This window comes from Nocardia sp. NRRL S-836 (assembly GCF_001279525.1).
Lineage (GTDB): Bacteria > Actinomycetota > Actinomycetes > Mycobacteriales > Pseudonocardiaceae > Lentzea.
Map to the genome: position 1 here is coordinate 54085 of NZ_LGDY01000094.1, position 15412 is coordinate 69496.

The following is a 15412-nucleotide window of genomic DNA, read 5'->3' on the forward strand; positions in this document are numbered from 1 at the left end:
CGCGGCCGTCACGTTGTTGTCAGTCGTACTCACTGCGCGGGAGCCGCCTCAGCGGCCTCGGTGGCAGCGGGCGCCTCGGCGGCGTCGGACGCGGGCGCCTCGGCGGCGTCCTCGTTCACGACCACCAGGCTGATCTTGCCGCGCTGGTCGATGTCGGCGATCTCGACGCGGAGCTTGTCGCCGACCTTGACGACGTCCTCCACCTTCGCGATGCGCTTGCCGTTGCCCAGCTTCGAGATGTGGACGAGGCCGTCCTTGCCGGGCAGCAGCGAGACGAACGCGCCGAACGCCGCGGTCTTCACCACGGTGCCCAGGAAGCGCTCGCCGACCTTCGGCAGCTGCGGGTTCGCGATCGCGTTGATCATGCCGATCGCGGCCTCGGCCGAGGGGCCGTCCGCCGCACCGACGTAGATCGTGCCGTCGTCCTCGATGGAGATGTCGGCACCGGTCTGCTCGGTGATCGAGTTGATCATCTTGCCCTTCGGGCCGATGACCTCGCCGATCTTGTCGGTCGGGATCTTGACCGACGTCACGCGCGGAGCGAAGGCGCTCATCTCGTCCGGGTCGGAGATGGCCTCGGCCATGACCTCCAGGATGGTGTAGCGCGCGTCGCGGGCCTGGCCCAGCGCCGCCGCCAGCACCTCGGACGGGATGCCGTCGAGCTTCGTGTCGAGCTGCAGCGCCGTCACGAACTCCTTGGTGCCCGCGACCTTGAAGTCCATGTCGCCGAACGCGTCCTCGGCACCGAGGATGTCGGTCAGCGCCACGTAGCGGGTCTCGCCGTCGACCTCGTCCGAGACGAGGCCCATCGCGATGCCGGAGACCGGGGCCTTCAGCGGCACACCGGCGTTGAGCAGCGACAGGGTCGAGGCGCAGACCGAGCCCATCGACGTCGAACCGTTGGAGCCGAGGGCCTCGGACACCTGGCGGATCGCGTACGGGAACTCGTCACGCTTCGGCAGCACCGGCATCAGGGCGCGCTCGGCGAGCGCACCGTGGCCGATCTCGCGGCGCTTCGGCGAACCCACGCGGCCGGTCTCACCGGTCGAGTAGGGCGGGAAGTTGTAGTGGTGCAGGTAGCGCTTGTGCGTCTCGGGGGACAGCGAGTCGATCTGCTGCTCCATGCGCAGCATGTTCAGCGTGGTGACACCCAGGATCTGGGTCTCGCCGCGCTCGAACAGCGCCGAGCCGTGCGTCCTCGGGATCACGGCGACCTCGGCACCCAGGTCGCGGATGTCGGTGACACCGCGGCCGTCGATGCGCACCTGGTCGCGCAGGATCCGCTGGCGGACCAGCTTCTTGGTGAGCGAGCGGAACGCCGCGCCGATCTCCTTCTCGCGGCCCTCGAACTGCTCGGCCAGCTTGTCCAGCGTGGCGGCCTTGATCTCGTCGAGCTTGTTCTCGCGCTCGGCCTTGCCCGCGATGGTCAGCGCCTGGGCGAGCTCGCCCGACGCAGCCGACTCGACGGCCTCGAACGCGTCGTCCTGGTAGGCCGGGAACGTCGGGTACTCACCGGTCTCCTTGGCGGCGACCTGCGCGAGCTGCGCCTGCGCCTCGCAGAGGACCTTGATGAACGGCTTCGCGGCCTCGAGACCCGCGGCCACGACCTCCTCGGTGGGGGCGACGGCGCCCTCGCCGATCAGGTCGATCACGTTCTCGGTGGCCTCGGCCTCGACCATCATGATCGCGACGTCGCCGGAGTCGACCACGCGGCCCGCGACGACCATGTCGAACACGGCCTTCTCGAGCTGCTCGTGCGTCGGGAACGCCACCCACTGGCCCTCGATCAGAGCGACGCGGACGCCACCGATCGGGCCGGAGAACGGCAGGCCGGCGAGCTGCGTCGACGCGGACGCGGCGTTGATCGCCACGACGTCGTACAGGTCGGCCGGGTTGAGGCTCATGACCGTGATGACGACCTGGATCTCGTTGCGCAGACCGTCCACGAAGGACGGGCGCAGCGGACGGTCGATCAGGCGGCAGGTGAGGATGGCGTCCGTGCTCGGACGGCCTTCACGCCGGAAGAACGAGCCGGGGATGCGGCCCGCGGCGTACATGCGCTCCTCGACGTCCACCGTGAGGGGGAAGAAGTCGAAGTGCTCCTTGGGGTGCTTCGACGCCGTGGTGGCGCTGAGCAGCATGGTCTCGTCGTCCAGGTACGCCACGACACTGCCGGCGGCCTGACGCGCGAGACGGCCGGTCTCGAAGCGGATGGTGCGAGAGCCGAACTTGCCGTTGTCGATAACGGCGGTCGCCTCGTGGACCTCGATGTCCGTCATATATGTGTTACTCCTCGTCTTTTGGACACCGCAGCACGCTTGCCTGACGAGGCCGGTCTTCGATCGAAGTCCCCTGGGGCTGCCACCATTTCCTGGGCAACCAGGGGGCCACTACCGAGGACCGGCGATAACTGCTTCGCGCGATGCGGGTCCTGTTTTGTTCCTCTTTGCAACCAGGGATGTGTATACACCCGGTTGTGCGCCGAGGGGGAGTGACCGGCCGGTCACTCCCCCTCGGCAAGTGTCACCTGCGCAGACCGAGGCGCTGGATCAGCGCGCGGTAGCGGTTGATGTCCACCTTGGTCAGGTAGTTCAGCAGACGGCGGCGACGGCCGACCATCAGCAGAAGACCACGGCGGGAGTGGTGGTCGTGCTTGTGCTGCTTGAGGTGCTCCGTGAGGTCCGCGATGCGCTTGCTCAGCAGGGCGACCTGCGCCTCGGTGGAGCCGGTGTCGCTGTCGTGCAGCCCGTACTCGCCGAGGATGGACTTCTTCTGCTCCGTGGACAGTGCCACTAGGTACTTCTCCTACTTGTTCAGGTCCGTGCGGCCCCGTCCGCCGAATTGCTGGCCGGGGTAGCCGGTACTGGCCGCCACGGACCGCAGCCAGACCCAACTGGGAAGGTTATCAGGCACGGCGTTCAGCGGCGCGCTGACGTGCGCAACCCCACCCGCGAAACGGGCGTGTACACACCGTCGGCGCTGCTCACGAGCACTGCCTCGGTCGGCGTCCACGGGCTGCTCTCGAAGCCCGGCATCGGCTGGCCACGGTACCCGTAGGCCAGCGTCAGGTGCGCTTTCCAATTGTCGTCCGCGCCCGCCGCTCTTGCCAACCCAATTAGGTCGCCGTCGATTCCCGCCCACAGGATCGTGCCGCGGAAGTGACCGAAGTTCTTCACCCTCAGTTCAGGCGCCGGCCAGCCTTCGAGTGCCCGGAAGCGTTCCTCGTCGGGGGTGTCGCCGTGGAAGCAGAGCGTGATGTGCCATTTCCCCGGTCGTGTCCACCCGATGTCCAGGGAGCGGTCCAGCACCGCGTCCAGCTCCTCGACCACGTGCCGGGGTGGGAACAGCGCGGTGAAGAAGCTCACCGCTGGCCGGCGGCCCGGATGGCGCGGCGGAACAGTTCGGCGAGGGCCGGGAAGTCCTCGTGCAGGAGATCGGCGGCCTGCTGGAGCTCGACCCGGTCGGCGACCCGCCGCAGCACCGGGTACGCGACGCTCTCGTCGCCGTTGACCGGCAACGAGTCACGCGACACCGTCGGCTTGGACTCGCGCACGTCGTCAAGCGCGCGCTGCAACGCCTCCGGCGCCCCGGTCGCCACGTCCGGAGTGAGCACCTTGCGTTCGAGCATGATCATCCGCGCGAGCACGGCCGGGTTGCCGATCTTGGCCCGCCGCCCGCTCATGACCTGGCTGAGCATCGGCGCGCTGATCCCCAGCACGTCGGCGAGCTGCGCCTGGGACACGTTGAAGGCCACGACCAACCGGCGCACCCGGTCTCCCAGGGGCTCCCCGTACCACTCCCGCTGGAGGGCCAGGTTGCGCTGAACGATCTTGTGGTCCTCCACCTTGGCCTCTCCCGTAGCCTGCTTCGACCCGCATCCTGCCAGCACGAAGGCCGTCAGATGCCCACTTCGCCCGATCTGACGGTCACGACTCGGTGAGCAGTTCCCTCGTTCGGTCTACATCTCGGTGCATCTGTTCGAGCAGGGCCTCGACGGAGTCGAACTTCTCCATCTCCCGCAGCCGTTCCACGAAGTCCACGGCCACCCGCTGGCCGTAGTAGTCCTCGTCCACGTCCAGCACGAACGCCTCGACCCGCCGCTCCCGCCCGGAGAACGTCGGGTTGGTCCCCACGCTCACCGCCGCCCTGAGCGTCTTGCCCTTGGCGTCGGTGAACCAGCAGGCGTAGATCCCGTCCGCCGGCACCGCCGCGAACTTCGGCGTCGACAGGTTCGCGGTCGGGAACCCGAGGTCCTTGCCCCGCCCGTCGCCCTTGACGACGATCCCTTCCAGCCGGTGCGGCCGCCCCAGCGCCTCGGCCGCGGCCTTCACATCGCCCGCGTCGATGCACGCGCGGATGTACGTCGACGAGTAGGTCACGTCGTCAGCGGACACCAGATCAGCCCCCTCGGTCACGAACCCGAACCGCTGCCCGAGCTGGCGCAGCATCGAAACGTTACCCGCCGCCCTGTGCCCGAAGGTGAAGTTCTCACCCACCACGACAGCCGCCGCGTGCAGCTTCTCCACCAGCACCTCGTGCACGAACTCGTCCGCGGGCATGCGGCTGGTCTCCAGGCTGAACGGCACCACCACGAAGTGGTCGATGCCGAGCTCCTCGACCAGCTGGGCCCTGCGCCGCAGCGTCGTCAGCTGGGCGGGGTGGCTGCCCGGCCGCACCACCTCGGACGGGTGCGGGTCGAACGTCATCAGCACCCCCGGCAGGCCGCGCTCCTGAGCGAGCTCGACGGCACGGCCGATGAGCGCCTGATGCCCTTTGTGGACACCGTCGAACACACCGATGGTGACCACGCAGCGGCCCCAGCCGCCGGGAAGGTGATCCAGTCCGCGCCAGCGTTGCACGTGATCAGCCTACGACCCCGGTCAGGCGTGCCGGTGTCCGCCTCACCGGGCCCGCGGCGCGGTTTCGTCAGCCGGCCGGGCTGAGCACCACCACGGGCTTGGCCTGGCCGTCCTCGTCCTTGGCCAGCGCGATGACGTGGCCGTCCGGCCCGAACACGCCGTAGGTGCCGTCGAAACCGCCGGCGCGCAGCCGTTGGCCGTGGGACAGCGCGGACGCCTCCACCGGGTCGATCTCGCGGCGCGGGAACGCCGTGGCGACCGCCGCGTCGAGGTCGAGCGACAGGCCGGGCGTCTCCTCCAGCTGCTGCAGCGTGCGGGCGACGCGCAGGTCGAACGGGCCGACCCTGGTGCGGCGCAACGCACCCAGGTGGCCGCCGACGCCGAGCGCGGCGCCGAGGTCGCGGGCCAGGGCGCGGACGTAGGTGCCGGACGAGCACTCGACCATCACGTCGAGCAGCACCTTCTCGTCCTCGCGGCGGCTGAACAGCACGTCGAAGCGGTGCACGGTGACCGGGCGGGCCGGGATGTCGACCTGCTCACCGGCCCGCACCCGTGCGTAGGCGCGCTTGCCGTCGATCTTCACCGCGCTGACCGCGGACGGCACCTGCTGGATCGGCCCGGTGAGCTTGGCGACCTCGGCAGCGACCGCGTCGTCCGCGACGTGGCTCGCGTCCACAGTGGACAGCACCTCGCCCTCGGCGTCGTCGGTCGTGGTGGCCGCGCCGAGCACGATCGTGGCGAGGTAGGCCTTGCTGTCGAGCGCGAGGTGGCCGAGCAGCTTGGTCGCGCGTTCGATGCCGAGCACGAGCACGCCGGTCGCCATCGGGTCGAGCGTGCCGGCGTGCCCGACCTTGCGGGTGCCGAGGATCCTGCGCACCCGTGCCACCACGTCGTGCGAGGTCATGCCGTCCGGCTTGTCGACGACGACCAGGCCAGGTGCAACAGAACTTTTCACGGCCGCTGATCCTAAGCGACGCGCAGAGCGTCCCAGCGCCGACGCCGCAACTGCACCGGCACCGTCTCACCGCGCTCCTCGGCCGCGAACACCGCCGCCCGCGCACGCCGCCACCAGACCAGCATCCGCCAGGAGCCGAACGCCAGCACCACGACGAGGAAGCTGAACGCCACGCGGAAGGCGTTCTGCGGGCTCAGCACGTTCTCGAGCAGGTCGAGCAGGACGCCCACGCCGAGCGCCGCCACCGTGACGGCGAGGAAGCCGCCGACGTTGACCAGCCCACTGGCCGTGGACTGCCGGTGCGACGGGTTGTAGTCACGCGCCAACGCGAACGCCACACCCGAGATGGGGCCGCCGATCGTGAGTACGACGAACACGACCGCGATGACCGGCGACGGCACGTGCCCGCCCGGCCACAACAACAGCACCGCCCATCCCGCGAGCGCGAACGCCAGGAACCAGCCCGCGATCGGCATGCGCCACTCGGGGTTGCGCGAGAACAACGCGCCGATGATCGGACTCGACACGATCGCGCCGATGACCAGCAGTCCGAGCGTGGACGACGCCGCCTTCGGTGACATGCCCTGCGCCTGCACCAGGTACGGGTAACCCCACAGCAGCCCGATGACGGCCGGTGTGGACATTGTGCTGAAGTGCGCCCAGAACCCGAGCCGGGTGCCGGGGACGCCCCACGCCTGCCGCACCTTCGGCCAGATCTTCTTGAACGGCACGACTTCCGGCTTCGGCGCGGTCGTCCCGTGCGGCACGTCACGGACCTTCAGGAACGCGACCGCGGAGTACAGCGCGGTGGCGCCGCCCGCAATCAGGAACGCCCACGTCCAGCCGATGCTGCCGAGCATCAGCGTGAGGGGGACCGTCGCGACGAGGTTGCCCACACCACCCAGCGCGGCCGTGATCGCGACGACGAGCGAGTACTTCCGCGGCGGGAAGTGCGCCGCGACGAGCCGGATCACGCTGATGAACGTCATCGCGTCACCCATGCCCAGCACAGCGCGCGCGACCAGTCCGAGGGGGTACGACTCGGCTATCGCGAAGAGGACCTGCCCCGTGCCCATGAGCAACGCGGCGACCGTGAGGATCCGTCGCGGTCCGTAGCGGTCGACGAGCAGACCGGTGGGAATCTGCATGAGGGCGTACACCCCCACCTGCAACACGGTGAACACACCGAGCTGCGCGGGCCCGAGCCCGAAGCGCTCGCTCGCCTCCAGCCCGGCGACGCCGAGCGTGCTGCGGTGGAAGACGGCGGCGAAGTAGACGAGTACGGCGGTGGTCCAGATCAGCCACGCGGCACGGACGCCGCGGTTGTCTCGATCTTGGCGGACGACCGGCAAGGCGACACTCTCCCCAGGTCGAAGGCGGGCAACATTAGTTACATCGCCTAAACAACCTTCTTGGTAACGATTCCATGCCGTGAACTCCGCCACACGTCAAGTTCGTGACGTTCAGCTCGCCCTTGAGCCGTTGCTCAACCGCTGATCAGACCACCGCGACGTCAGCGGACCGCGCCCTCGACCGCCCACTCCCCCGACCTGGTCCGCCACACGACCGCGACCAACCGCAGCACCATGAACGCGGACAGCCCGGTCCAGATGCCGGCCAGCCCCCACCTGAACGCGTACGACGCCCACACGAGCGGCAGGAACCCGATCACCGCGGACCCGAGCGTCGCCGTCCGCATGAACTTCACGTCCCCGGCGCCCAGCAACACCCCGTCGAGCGCGAACACCACACCCGCGATCGGTTGCAGCGCAACGAAGAACCACCACGCGTTCGGAATCTCCGCGAGGACCCCGGCATCCGACGTGAACGCCCTGGGCAACACCGTTGCCACAGCCGCGAAGACCAGCCCGAGCCCCACCCCGAACACCAACCCGTACCGCGTCACCTGCCACGCCAGCCGCTCAGCCTGCCGCCGCCGCGAAGCCCCCAACGCCGCCCCCACGAGCGACTGCGCGGCAATGGCCAGCGAGTCCAGCACAAGCGCCAGGAACGTCCACAACTGCAACACGACCTGATGCGCCCCCACAGCCGCAATGGACGTCCGCGCAGCAACCGACGCCGCACTGATGAAGCACGCCTGGAACGCCAAACTCCGCAACACCAGATCACGCCCCATGCCAAGCTGCGCGCGCATAGCCGCCCAATGCGGCGTCAACGGCACACGCTCCGCAACCAGCGCCTTGAAGAACAACCCCGCGGACAACACCTGCGCGACGACGTTGGCGATCGCCGACCCCTCCAACCCCCACCCCGCGCCGTAGACGAGCGCGGGACAGAGGACGGCACTGATCCCGTTGCCGACCAAGATGTACCGAAGCGGCCGCCGCGTGTCCTGCACCCCGCGCATCCACCCGTTGCCGGCCATCGTGACCAGGATGAACGGCGCCCCGAACAACGCGATCCGCACCCACTCGACCGCCGCGTCCGCAACCGCCCCGCCCCCGGCGAGAACCTCCGCCAACGGCCGCGCGAACACCTGCCCCAGCAACACCACCAACACACCCGCGGCCAACGCCAGCCACGTCGCCTGCACCCCTTCGGCCACGGCTTCCCCACGCCGCCCCGCCCCGTGCAACCGAGCCGTGCGCGCAGTCGTGCCGTACGACAGGAACGTCAGCTGCGTCGACACCTGCGTCAGCAGCACACCCCCGAGCGCCAACCCGGCCAACGGCAACGCGCCCAGGTGCCCGACGACGGCGGTGTCCACCAGGACGTACAACGGCTCCGCGGCCAGCACCCCGAGGGCGGGCACGGCCAAGCCGATCACCCGCCGGGCGGGCACCTGGTCCGCGTGGTCGGCGCCTTCCGTCGCGGTCCGGTCGGCAGTGTCCACGTTCCGACCGCCGTTCGTCGCGGTCCGGCTGGCGGTGTCCACGCTCAGAGCACCATTCGTCACTTCCGCAGCAGCGCCACCGGCCGACCCGCCACGCCCAGCGGCGTCCCCGGCACCGGCCCCAACTCCCGCAACGGCGGCACCCGCCGAGGCACCATGGCCAGCGGCGTGCGCACTCACATCTCCGGCGCCGGTCGGCGCCTCCGCCGCGCCGTCACCAGTTGGCACTCCCGCCGTGCCGACACCACCCGACGCACCACGCCGAGCAGCGCCCGAGCTCACACCCGGACCGACGTCCGAGCCGCCGCCCACAGCACCCACGCCTGGGCCCTCACCCGCAGCACCCGCATCCGAGCCGGCATCCGCAGCGCCCACGTCCGAGCCCAAGCCCGCAGCGCCGGCCGCCTCATCCCGATCCGCGGCACCCCGGCCCACGTCCCGACCCTGACCGCCGCTCCCCAGCCCCTGTTCCTCCACACACCGAACCTAAGCGGTCGAGGCCCCCCGCCAAACTGCTTAGCGATGGAAAGCACTCCCACCACCCCGCTCCCCCGCGCGCTTCCTCCTAACGCGAGACGGCCGAGCAACAACATCCGGACACCCGAACAAGACGAGCACCCCACCGGATCCGGACACCCACGGCCCCACATCCACCCGTTCGAGTGACGTCAGGCCCGTCAGGACCGCTGCGGCAACCCGAACACGCGTTCGCGGGCCACCGCCAACGCCGAGTGCAGCGCACCGGAGCGCACGGGATGGGACGTGATCTGGGCGAGCTGCACCGGCGTCCGCGGAACGACCAGCTTCAGCAGTTCCTCCGACACCAGCTCGCACAGGGTCTCACCACCGGCCTGGGCCACCCCGCCGGACAGCAGCACCAGCTCCGGGTCGAGCACGCACACCACGTTGGCCAACCCGAACGCGATCCTACGAGCGAGGTCCGACAAAAACGCGCGACCGCCGGCGCCGGCCTGCAGAGCGTGGGCGACGGCGTCGAGGCCGGACGGGGCGTCGATGCCGTGGGAGGCGGCGAGGGCGACGATGGCCTCGCTGTCGACCTGGTCGCCGTAGCGGCCGCCGGGGATCTGCATCGAGTCGACCTCGCCGGCGCCGCCGGTGACGCCGCGCAGCAGGGTGCCGTTGATGACCACGGCCGAGCCGATCTCGTCGGCGGGCCAGAAGAGCACGAAGTTGCGGACGCCAACGGCCTTGCCGGAGCTCATCTCCTCCAGTGCGGCGAGGTTGATGTCGTTCTCGATCGACACCGAGGTGCCGAGCAGGGTGCGCAGCGTCGAGGGGAGGTCCACCTCGACCAGGCCGGGCAGGTGGGGTGCGAAGCCCAGGAAACCGGTAGAGGGGTCGACCGCGCCGGGGGTGCCGACCACCACGTGCGACAGCGCGTCCAGTTTCAGGCCGGCCAGCGCCGCGGCTTTCTGCACGGTCGAGCGGAAGGCCTGCAGGGTGTCGGAGGCGGGCATGGGGGCGCTGTGTTCGGCGAGCAGGGTGCCGGTGATGTCGGCGATGACGACGTCGATCAGCTCCGGGGTCAGTGCCACGGCGGCCACGTGGCCGACGGCGCCGTTGACGGCCCACATCTGGGCGCGGGGGCCGCGGCCGCCGCCGCGCAGGCCGGTGCGGACGACCATGCCGTCCTCTTCGAGGCGTGCGAGCAGCTGGGCGGTCGCGGGCTTGGAGAGGCCGATGACCTCCTCCAGCTCGGCGCGGGTCATGGCGCCGCTGCGGAGCAACGTCTCGATGGCCGCGCGGTCGTTGATCTCCCGCAGCAGGCGCGGGCTTCCGGTTCTTGTCATGACTCCACCTGCTCCAGCGCGCCCTTGAGCGCGGCGACGACCTCCGCGGGGGCGCCCTCGAACGTGAAACCGGCGGCCAGGCGGTGGCCTCCGCCGCCGAGCACCTGTGCCACCCGGCGCACGTCGACGCGGCCGACCGCGCGCAGCGACACCGACCAGTGGCCGGGGCGCAGTTCCTTCAGCACAGCGGCGACCTCGGCCTCGGAGGTGGAGCGCACGACGTCGATCACGCTTTCCACCTCCTCGCTGCGCACGCCCTGTGCGTCGTCCAGTCCGACCACCGCGTGCACGAGTCCGAGACCGTGTGCGGCGCCGCGGTCCAGTTCGGCGCGGGCGAGCACGCGCGACAGCATGCCGAGGTACGCGAACGGGTGTGCGTCCATCAACGGCCGTGTCACCTGGTACGCGTCCACACCGGTCTCCAGCAGACGCGCGGCCGTCAGGTGTGCGGCGGGTCCGGCGTTGCGGAAGCCGCCGGTGTCGGTGACCAGGCCGGCGTAGATGCAGCGCGCGAGCGGCTCGTCGAGCTCCACGTCCATCTCGTCGAGGAGCTTCAACACGATCAGCACGGTCGCCTCTGCGTGCTCGTCGACGCAGTGAACGGTGCCGTAGCGCGTGTTCGACACGTGGTGGTCGAGAACGATCACGGGGCCGCGGGCGCCGGCGACGCGGTCTGCCAAGGGGCCCAACCGCTGCAGGCTCGCCGTGTCCAGCACGACCAGCAGCTCCGGGTCGGGCGGGACCTCGGAGCGGTGCACCAGCAGTCCGGCGGTGTCCAACGCCCGCAACGACTCCGGCACGACCTCGGGGTCACCGAACGCCACCCGCACCCGCACACCGCGCCGGTGCAACGCGAGCCCCACCGCCAACGCGCTGCCGAGCGTGTCCGCGTCCGGGTTGATGTGAGCCAGCAGGGTCACATCACGGGCGTCTGCCAGTAGCCGCGCAGCCTCGGCAATGGTGGTGCTCAGGTCGTCTGCCACAGGAAGACGTTAACCGCTCACCCGGCCGGCGTGTGACAAGGCACCCACACCCGTGCGGGATTGCGGCGACGAGCCTGGCCGGGGCGGTGCGAAGTGGACGGTCCCCGGCGGCGCCGGAGACCGTCCGATCCGTCAGTCCTCGTCTTCGTCGGTCCGCGGCGCCTTGTACGGGTCGGCCTCACCGGCGGGCGAGGCGCCCGCTGCGAGACGTGCGACCTCGGCGTCGGCGGCCTGCGCCTGGGCGAGCAGCTCGTCCATCTTCCGCGCCGTGTCGGGCACGGTGTCGGTCATGAACGTGAGCGTCGGCGTGAACCGGACGCCCGTCTGCTGGCCCACCATGGTGCGCAGCACGCCCTTGGCCTTCTCCAGTGCCGCGGCGGCACCGGCGAGATCGGGCTCGGAGTCGAGACGCTCGCCGAGGACCGTGTAGTAGATGGTCGCGTCGTGCAGGTCGCCGGTCACCTTCGTGTCGGTGATGGTGACGCGGGCCAGGCGCGGGTCCTTGACCTCGTGCTCCAGTGCGGAGGCCACGATCTGCGAGATCCGCTTGGCGAGCTTGCGGGCACGTGCCGTGTCGGCCACGAGCCTCCCCTTCCTAGTCGTCCTCCGGCCCGACGAACCGCGTGCGGGCCCGAAAGGCAATGAGCACAGTGCGGTTCGAGTCTGCCCCGCGGTCATTCGTCGTCGGGTCCGACAAGCCTTGTCCGTGCTGAGAGCAGTTCCAGTTCGGGACGTCCCGCGACCAGCCTTTCACAGCTGGCGAGCACGTCCCTGACGTGCTCCAGGTCAGCGGCGACGGCCGCCACCCCGATCAGGCTGCGCCGGTGCAGGTCGAGATGACCCGCTTCGGACACAGCGACCTCGAAGCGCTTGCGCAGCTCGGCCACGACGGGCCGCACCACGGAACGCTTCTCCTTCAACGAGTGGACGTCGCCCAAGAGCACGTCCAGTTCCAGAGCCCCCACGTACATGGGAAAGATCCTCCAGAAGAAAAGGGTGCGGAGCCACCGGTTAAAACGGCTCCGCACCCCTCATCGTCCGACTAGGCGCGCGGCTTCTCGCGCATCTCGTAGGTCTCGATGATGTCCTCGAGCTTGAGGTCGCTGTAGTTGCCGAGCGTGAGACCACACTCGAAACCTTCGCGGACCTCGGTGGCGTCGTCCTTGAACCGCTTGAGCGAGCTGATCGGGAGGTTCTCCGCGATCACCTTGCCGTCACGGAGCAGACGCGCCCTGGCGTTGCGGCGGATCTCGCCCGACAGGACCATGCAACCCGCGATCGTGCCGACCTTGGAGGACTTGAAGACGTCGCGGATCTCGGCGCGGCCGAGCTGGACCTCTTCGTACTCCGGCTTGAGGAGACCCTTGAGGGCCGCCTCGATCTCGTCGATCGCCTGGTAGATGACCGTGTAGTAGCGGACGTCCACGCCCTCGCGGTTCGCGAGCTCGGTCGCCTTGCCCTCGGCCCGGACGTTGAAGCCCAGGACGATGGCGTTACCGGCCACGGCGAGGTTGATGTCGCCTTCGGTGATGCCACCGACACCGCGGTGGATCACGCGCAGCTCGACGTCGTCGCCGACCTCGATCTTCATGAGCGCGTCCTCGAGGGCCTCGACGGTACCCGAGTTGTCACCCTTGATGATCAAGGTGAGAGCGCTGGTTTCCTTCAGCGCCGCATCCAGGTCTTCCAGGCTGACGCGCTTGCGCTTCGCGGCGTTGGCGGCGTTGCGGGTGCGGGCCTGGCGACGCTCGGCGATCTGGCGGGCCACCCGGTCCTCGTCGACGACGAGGAACGAGTCACCTGCGCGCGGCACCGACGTCAGACCGATGACCTGCACCGGACGCGACGGGGTCGCGTCGTGCACGTCGTCGCCGTGCTCGTCCACCATGCGGCGGACGCGGCCGTAGGCGTCGCCCGCGACGATCGAGTCGCCGACGCGGAGCGTGCCGCGCTGGACCAGCACCGTGGCGACCGGACCGCGACCGCGGTCGAGGTGGGCCTCGATCGCGACACCCTGGGCCTCCATGTCCGGGTTGGCCCGGAGGTCCAGCGAGGCGTCGGCGGTCAACAGGATGGCCTCGAGGAGGCTGTCGATGTTGATGCCCTGCTTCGCGGAGATGTCGACGAACATCGTGTCGCCGCCGTACTCCTCGGCGACCAGGCCGTACTCGGTCAGCTGCTGGCGGATCTTGGAGGGGTTCGCACCCTCCTTGTCGATCTTGTTCACCGCGACCACGATCGGCGCCTGAGCGGCCTGCGCGTGGTTGATCGCCTCGACCGTCTGCGGCATCACGCCGTCGTCAGCGGCGACGACGATGACCGCGATGTCGGTCGCGTTCGCACCACGGGCACGCATGGCGGTGAACGCCTCGTGACCCGGGGTGTCGATGAAGGTGATGAGCCGCGGGTTGCCCTCGAGCTCGGTCCGCACCTGGTAGGCACCGATGTGCTGGGTGATGCCACCGGCCTCGCCCTCGGCCACCTTCGCCTTGCGGATGGTGTCGAGGAGTCGGGTCTTACCGTGGTCGACGTGACCCATGACGGTGACGACCGGCGGACGGATCTGCAGGTCTTCCTCGTCGCCGGCGTCCTCGCCGTAGGTGATGTCGAACGTCTCGAGCAGCTCGCGGTCCTCCTCCTCGGGGGACACGACCTGCACGACGTAGTTCATCTCGGAGCCGAGCAGCTCCAGGATCTCGTCGGACACCGACTGGGTCGCCGTGACCATCTCGCCCAGGTGGAACAGCACCTGCACGAGCGACGCCGGGTTGGCGTTGATCTTGTCGGCGAAGTCGGTCAGCGAGGCACCGCGCGGCAGGCGGATCGTCTCGCCGCTGCCCTTGGGCAGGCGGACGCCACCGACCGAAGGCGCCTGCATGTTGTCCATGTACTCCTGGCGCTTCTGCCGCTTGGACTTGCGTCCACGACGCGCCGGACCACCCGGACGACCGAAGGCACCGGCGGTACCGCCGCGGCCAGCGCCGCCGCCACCACCGGGACGACCGCGGAAACCGCCGCCACCGGCCGGGGCACCGCCACCAGCGCCGCCACCGCCACCGGGACGGAAGCCGCCACCGGCGCCACCGCCACCACCGGGACGGAAGCCGCCGCCACCGCCGCCGCCTCCGCCACCGCGGAAGCCGCCACCGCCACCGGCACCGCCGCCACCGCCGCGGAAGCCGCCACCGCCGCCGCCCCCACCGGGACGACCGCCGCCACCGCCACCGCCGCCGGGACGGCCACCGCCGCCACCAGGGCCAGGACGGTTACCGGCCGGACGACCCGGCATCATGCCGGGGTTCGGGCGCGGGGGCATGTTGCCCGGGTTGGGGCGAGGACCGCCCTGACCGGGGCCACCGGGACGAGGACCACCCTGGCCGGGGCCGGGACGGCCACCACCCTGAGCGGCAGCCGGACGCGGGCCACCCTGACCGGGCGCGCCGCTCGGACGCGGGCTGGCCGGGCGCGGGTCGCCGGGCTTCGGGCCGGACGGGCGTTCGCCCTGTTCCGGACGCGGGCCGGGGCGAGGCCCCGGACGCGGCGCGGGAGCGTTGCCGCCACCGACACCGAACGGGTTGTTGCCCGGACGCGGGGCACGCGGGCCGGCGGGCTTGGAAGACTGCGTGCGCGGCGGCACCACGGACGGGGACTGCGCACCAGCGGACGCGGCCGGAGCCTGCGGCTGCTGGGGCTGTTGCTGCTGCGGAGCCGGGCGCGGGCCCGGACGCGGTCCGCCACCCGGCTTGGAGCCGGGAGCCGGGGCAGCCTTCTGAGCGGCCGGGGCCGACGCGGCGGGAGCTGCCGGAGCAGCGGGTGCCGGTGCGGCGGCCGGGGCCGGGGACTGCTGGGGTGCGGGCGCGGGAGCCGGGGCCTGCGCGGCAGGGGCTGCCGGAGCGGGCTTGGGCGCCGGCGGGCGCGGTGCGGCGGGCTTCGGGCCGGGGAAGGCCTTC

12 protein-coding genes and 1 pseudogene are annotated in these 15412 nt (G+C 70.5%); all 13 read right to left on the reverse strand.

Annotated features, from left to right (window positions below; all coding sequences use genetic code 11):
• Positions 1 to 29: 29 nt before the first annotated feature.
• Positions 30 to 2279 (reverse strand): polyribonucleotide nucleotidyltransferase, encoded by a 2250-nt coding sequence (locus ADL03_RS17130; protein ID WP_053734463.1) that lies wholly within the window; start codon positions 2277 to 2279, stop codon positions 30 to 32.
• A gap of 244 nt (positions 2280 to 2523) precedes the next feature.
• A complete protein-coding gene (rpsO, locus tag ADL03_RS17135) occupies positions 2524 to 2793 on the reverse strand; it encodes a 30S ribosomal protein S15 (protein ID WP_030471762.1) in 270 nt (89 codons plus the stop codon).
• Positions 2794 to 2918: 125 nt separating this feature from the next.
• The gene (locus tag ADL03_RS17140; RefSeq protein ID WP_197288398.1) at positions 2919 to 3329 is read right to left on the reverse strand and encodes a 2'-5' RNA ligase family protein; all 411 of its coding nucleotides are present in this window, start codon (positions 3327 to 3329) and stop codon (positions 2919 to 2921) included.
• A gap of 32 nt (positions 3330 to 3361) precedes the next feature.
• Complete coding sequence (locus tag ADL03_RS17145) at positions 3362 to 3844, reverse strand: helix-turn-helix domain-containing protein (protein ID WP_053734465.1); 483 nt, start codon at positions 3842 to 3844, stop codon at positions 3362 to 3364.
• Between the two features lie 82 nt (positions 3845 to 3926).
• Entirely contained in the window at positions 3927 to 4859 is a 933-nt protein-coding gene (locus tag ADL03_RS17150; RefSeq protein WP_082373219.1) for a bifunctional riboflavin kinase/FAD synthetase, read from the reverse strand.
• Positions 4860 to 4926: 67 nt separating this feature from the next.
• A complete protein-coding gene (gene truB / locus ADL03_RS17155; RefSeq protein ID WP_082373220.1) occupies positions 4927 to 5814 on the reverse strand; it encodes a tRNA pseudouridine(55) synthase TruB in 888 nt (295 codons plus the stop codon).
• A gap of 11 nt (positions 5815 to 5825) precedes the next feature.
• On the reverse strand, positions 5826 to 7166 hold the full coding sequence (locus tag ADL03_RS17160) for a nitrate/nitrite transporter (protein WP_053734468.1): 1341 nt from the start codon (positions 7164 to 7166) through the stop codon (positions 5826 to 5828).
• A gap of 161 nt (positions 7167 to 7327) precedes the next feature.
• The gene (locus ADL03_RS17165) at positions 7328 to 8668 is read right to left on the reverse strand and encodes an MATE family efflux transporter (protein WP_053734569.1); all 1341 of its coding nucleotides are present in this window, start codon (positions 8666 to 8668) and stop codon (positions 7328 to 7330) included.
• A gap of 677 nt (positions 8669 to 9345) precedes the next feature.
• Positions 9346 to 10479 (reverse strand): ROK family transcriptional regulator, encoded by a 1134-nt coding sequence (locus ADL03_RS17175; RefSeq protein WP_053734470.1) that lies wholly within the window; start codon positions 10477 to 10479, stop codon positions 9346 to 9348.
• Positions 10476 to 11462 carry a bifunctional oligoribonuclease/PAP phosphatase NrnA gene (locus ADL03_RS17180; RefSeq protein ID WP_053734471.1) on the reverse strand — a complete coding sequence of 329 codons (987 nt, stop codon included), beginning with the start codon at positions 11460 to 11462 and terminating at the stop codon, positions 10476 to 10478. Before ADL03_RS17180 ends, ADL03_RS17175 begins: the two co-directional genes overlap by 4 nt.
• Before the next feature lie 132 nt (positions 11463 to 11594).
• On the reverse strand, positions 11595 to 12044 hold the full coding sequence (gene rbfA / locus ADL03_RS17185; RefSeq protein WP_053734472.1) for a 30S ribosome-binding factor RbfA: 450 nt from the start codon (positions 12042 to 12044) through the stop codon (positions 11595 to 11597).
• Between the two features lie 92 nt (positions 12045 to 12136).
• Entirely contained in the window at positions 12137 to 12433 is a 297-nt protein-coding gene (locus ADL03_RS17190) for a DUF503 domain-containing protein (protein ID WP_053734473.1), read from the reverse strand.
• A gap of 71 nt (positions 12434 to 12504) precedes the next feature.
• Positions 12505 to 15321 (reverse strand): annotated as a pseudogene (gene infB, locus ADL03_RS17195) (translation initiation factor IF-2); the annotation flags it as partial.
• Positions 15322 to 15412 lie beyond the last annotated feature (91 nt).

Bases quoted from the DNA above. Each gene is read 5' to 3' on its own strand.
- ADL03_RS17130 (WP_053734463.1), bottom strand. From the start codon at position 2,279: ATGACGGACATCGAGGTCCACGAGGCGACCGCCGTTATCGACAACGGC.
- ADL03_RS17175 (WP_053734470.1), bottom strand. From the start codon at position 10,479: ATGACAAGAACCGGAAGCCCGCGCCTGCTGCGGGAGATCAACGACCGC.
- ADL03_RS17190 (WP_053734473.1), bottom strand. From the start codon at position 12,433: ATGTACGTGGGGGCTCTGGAACTGGACGTGCTCTTGGGCGACGTCCAC.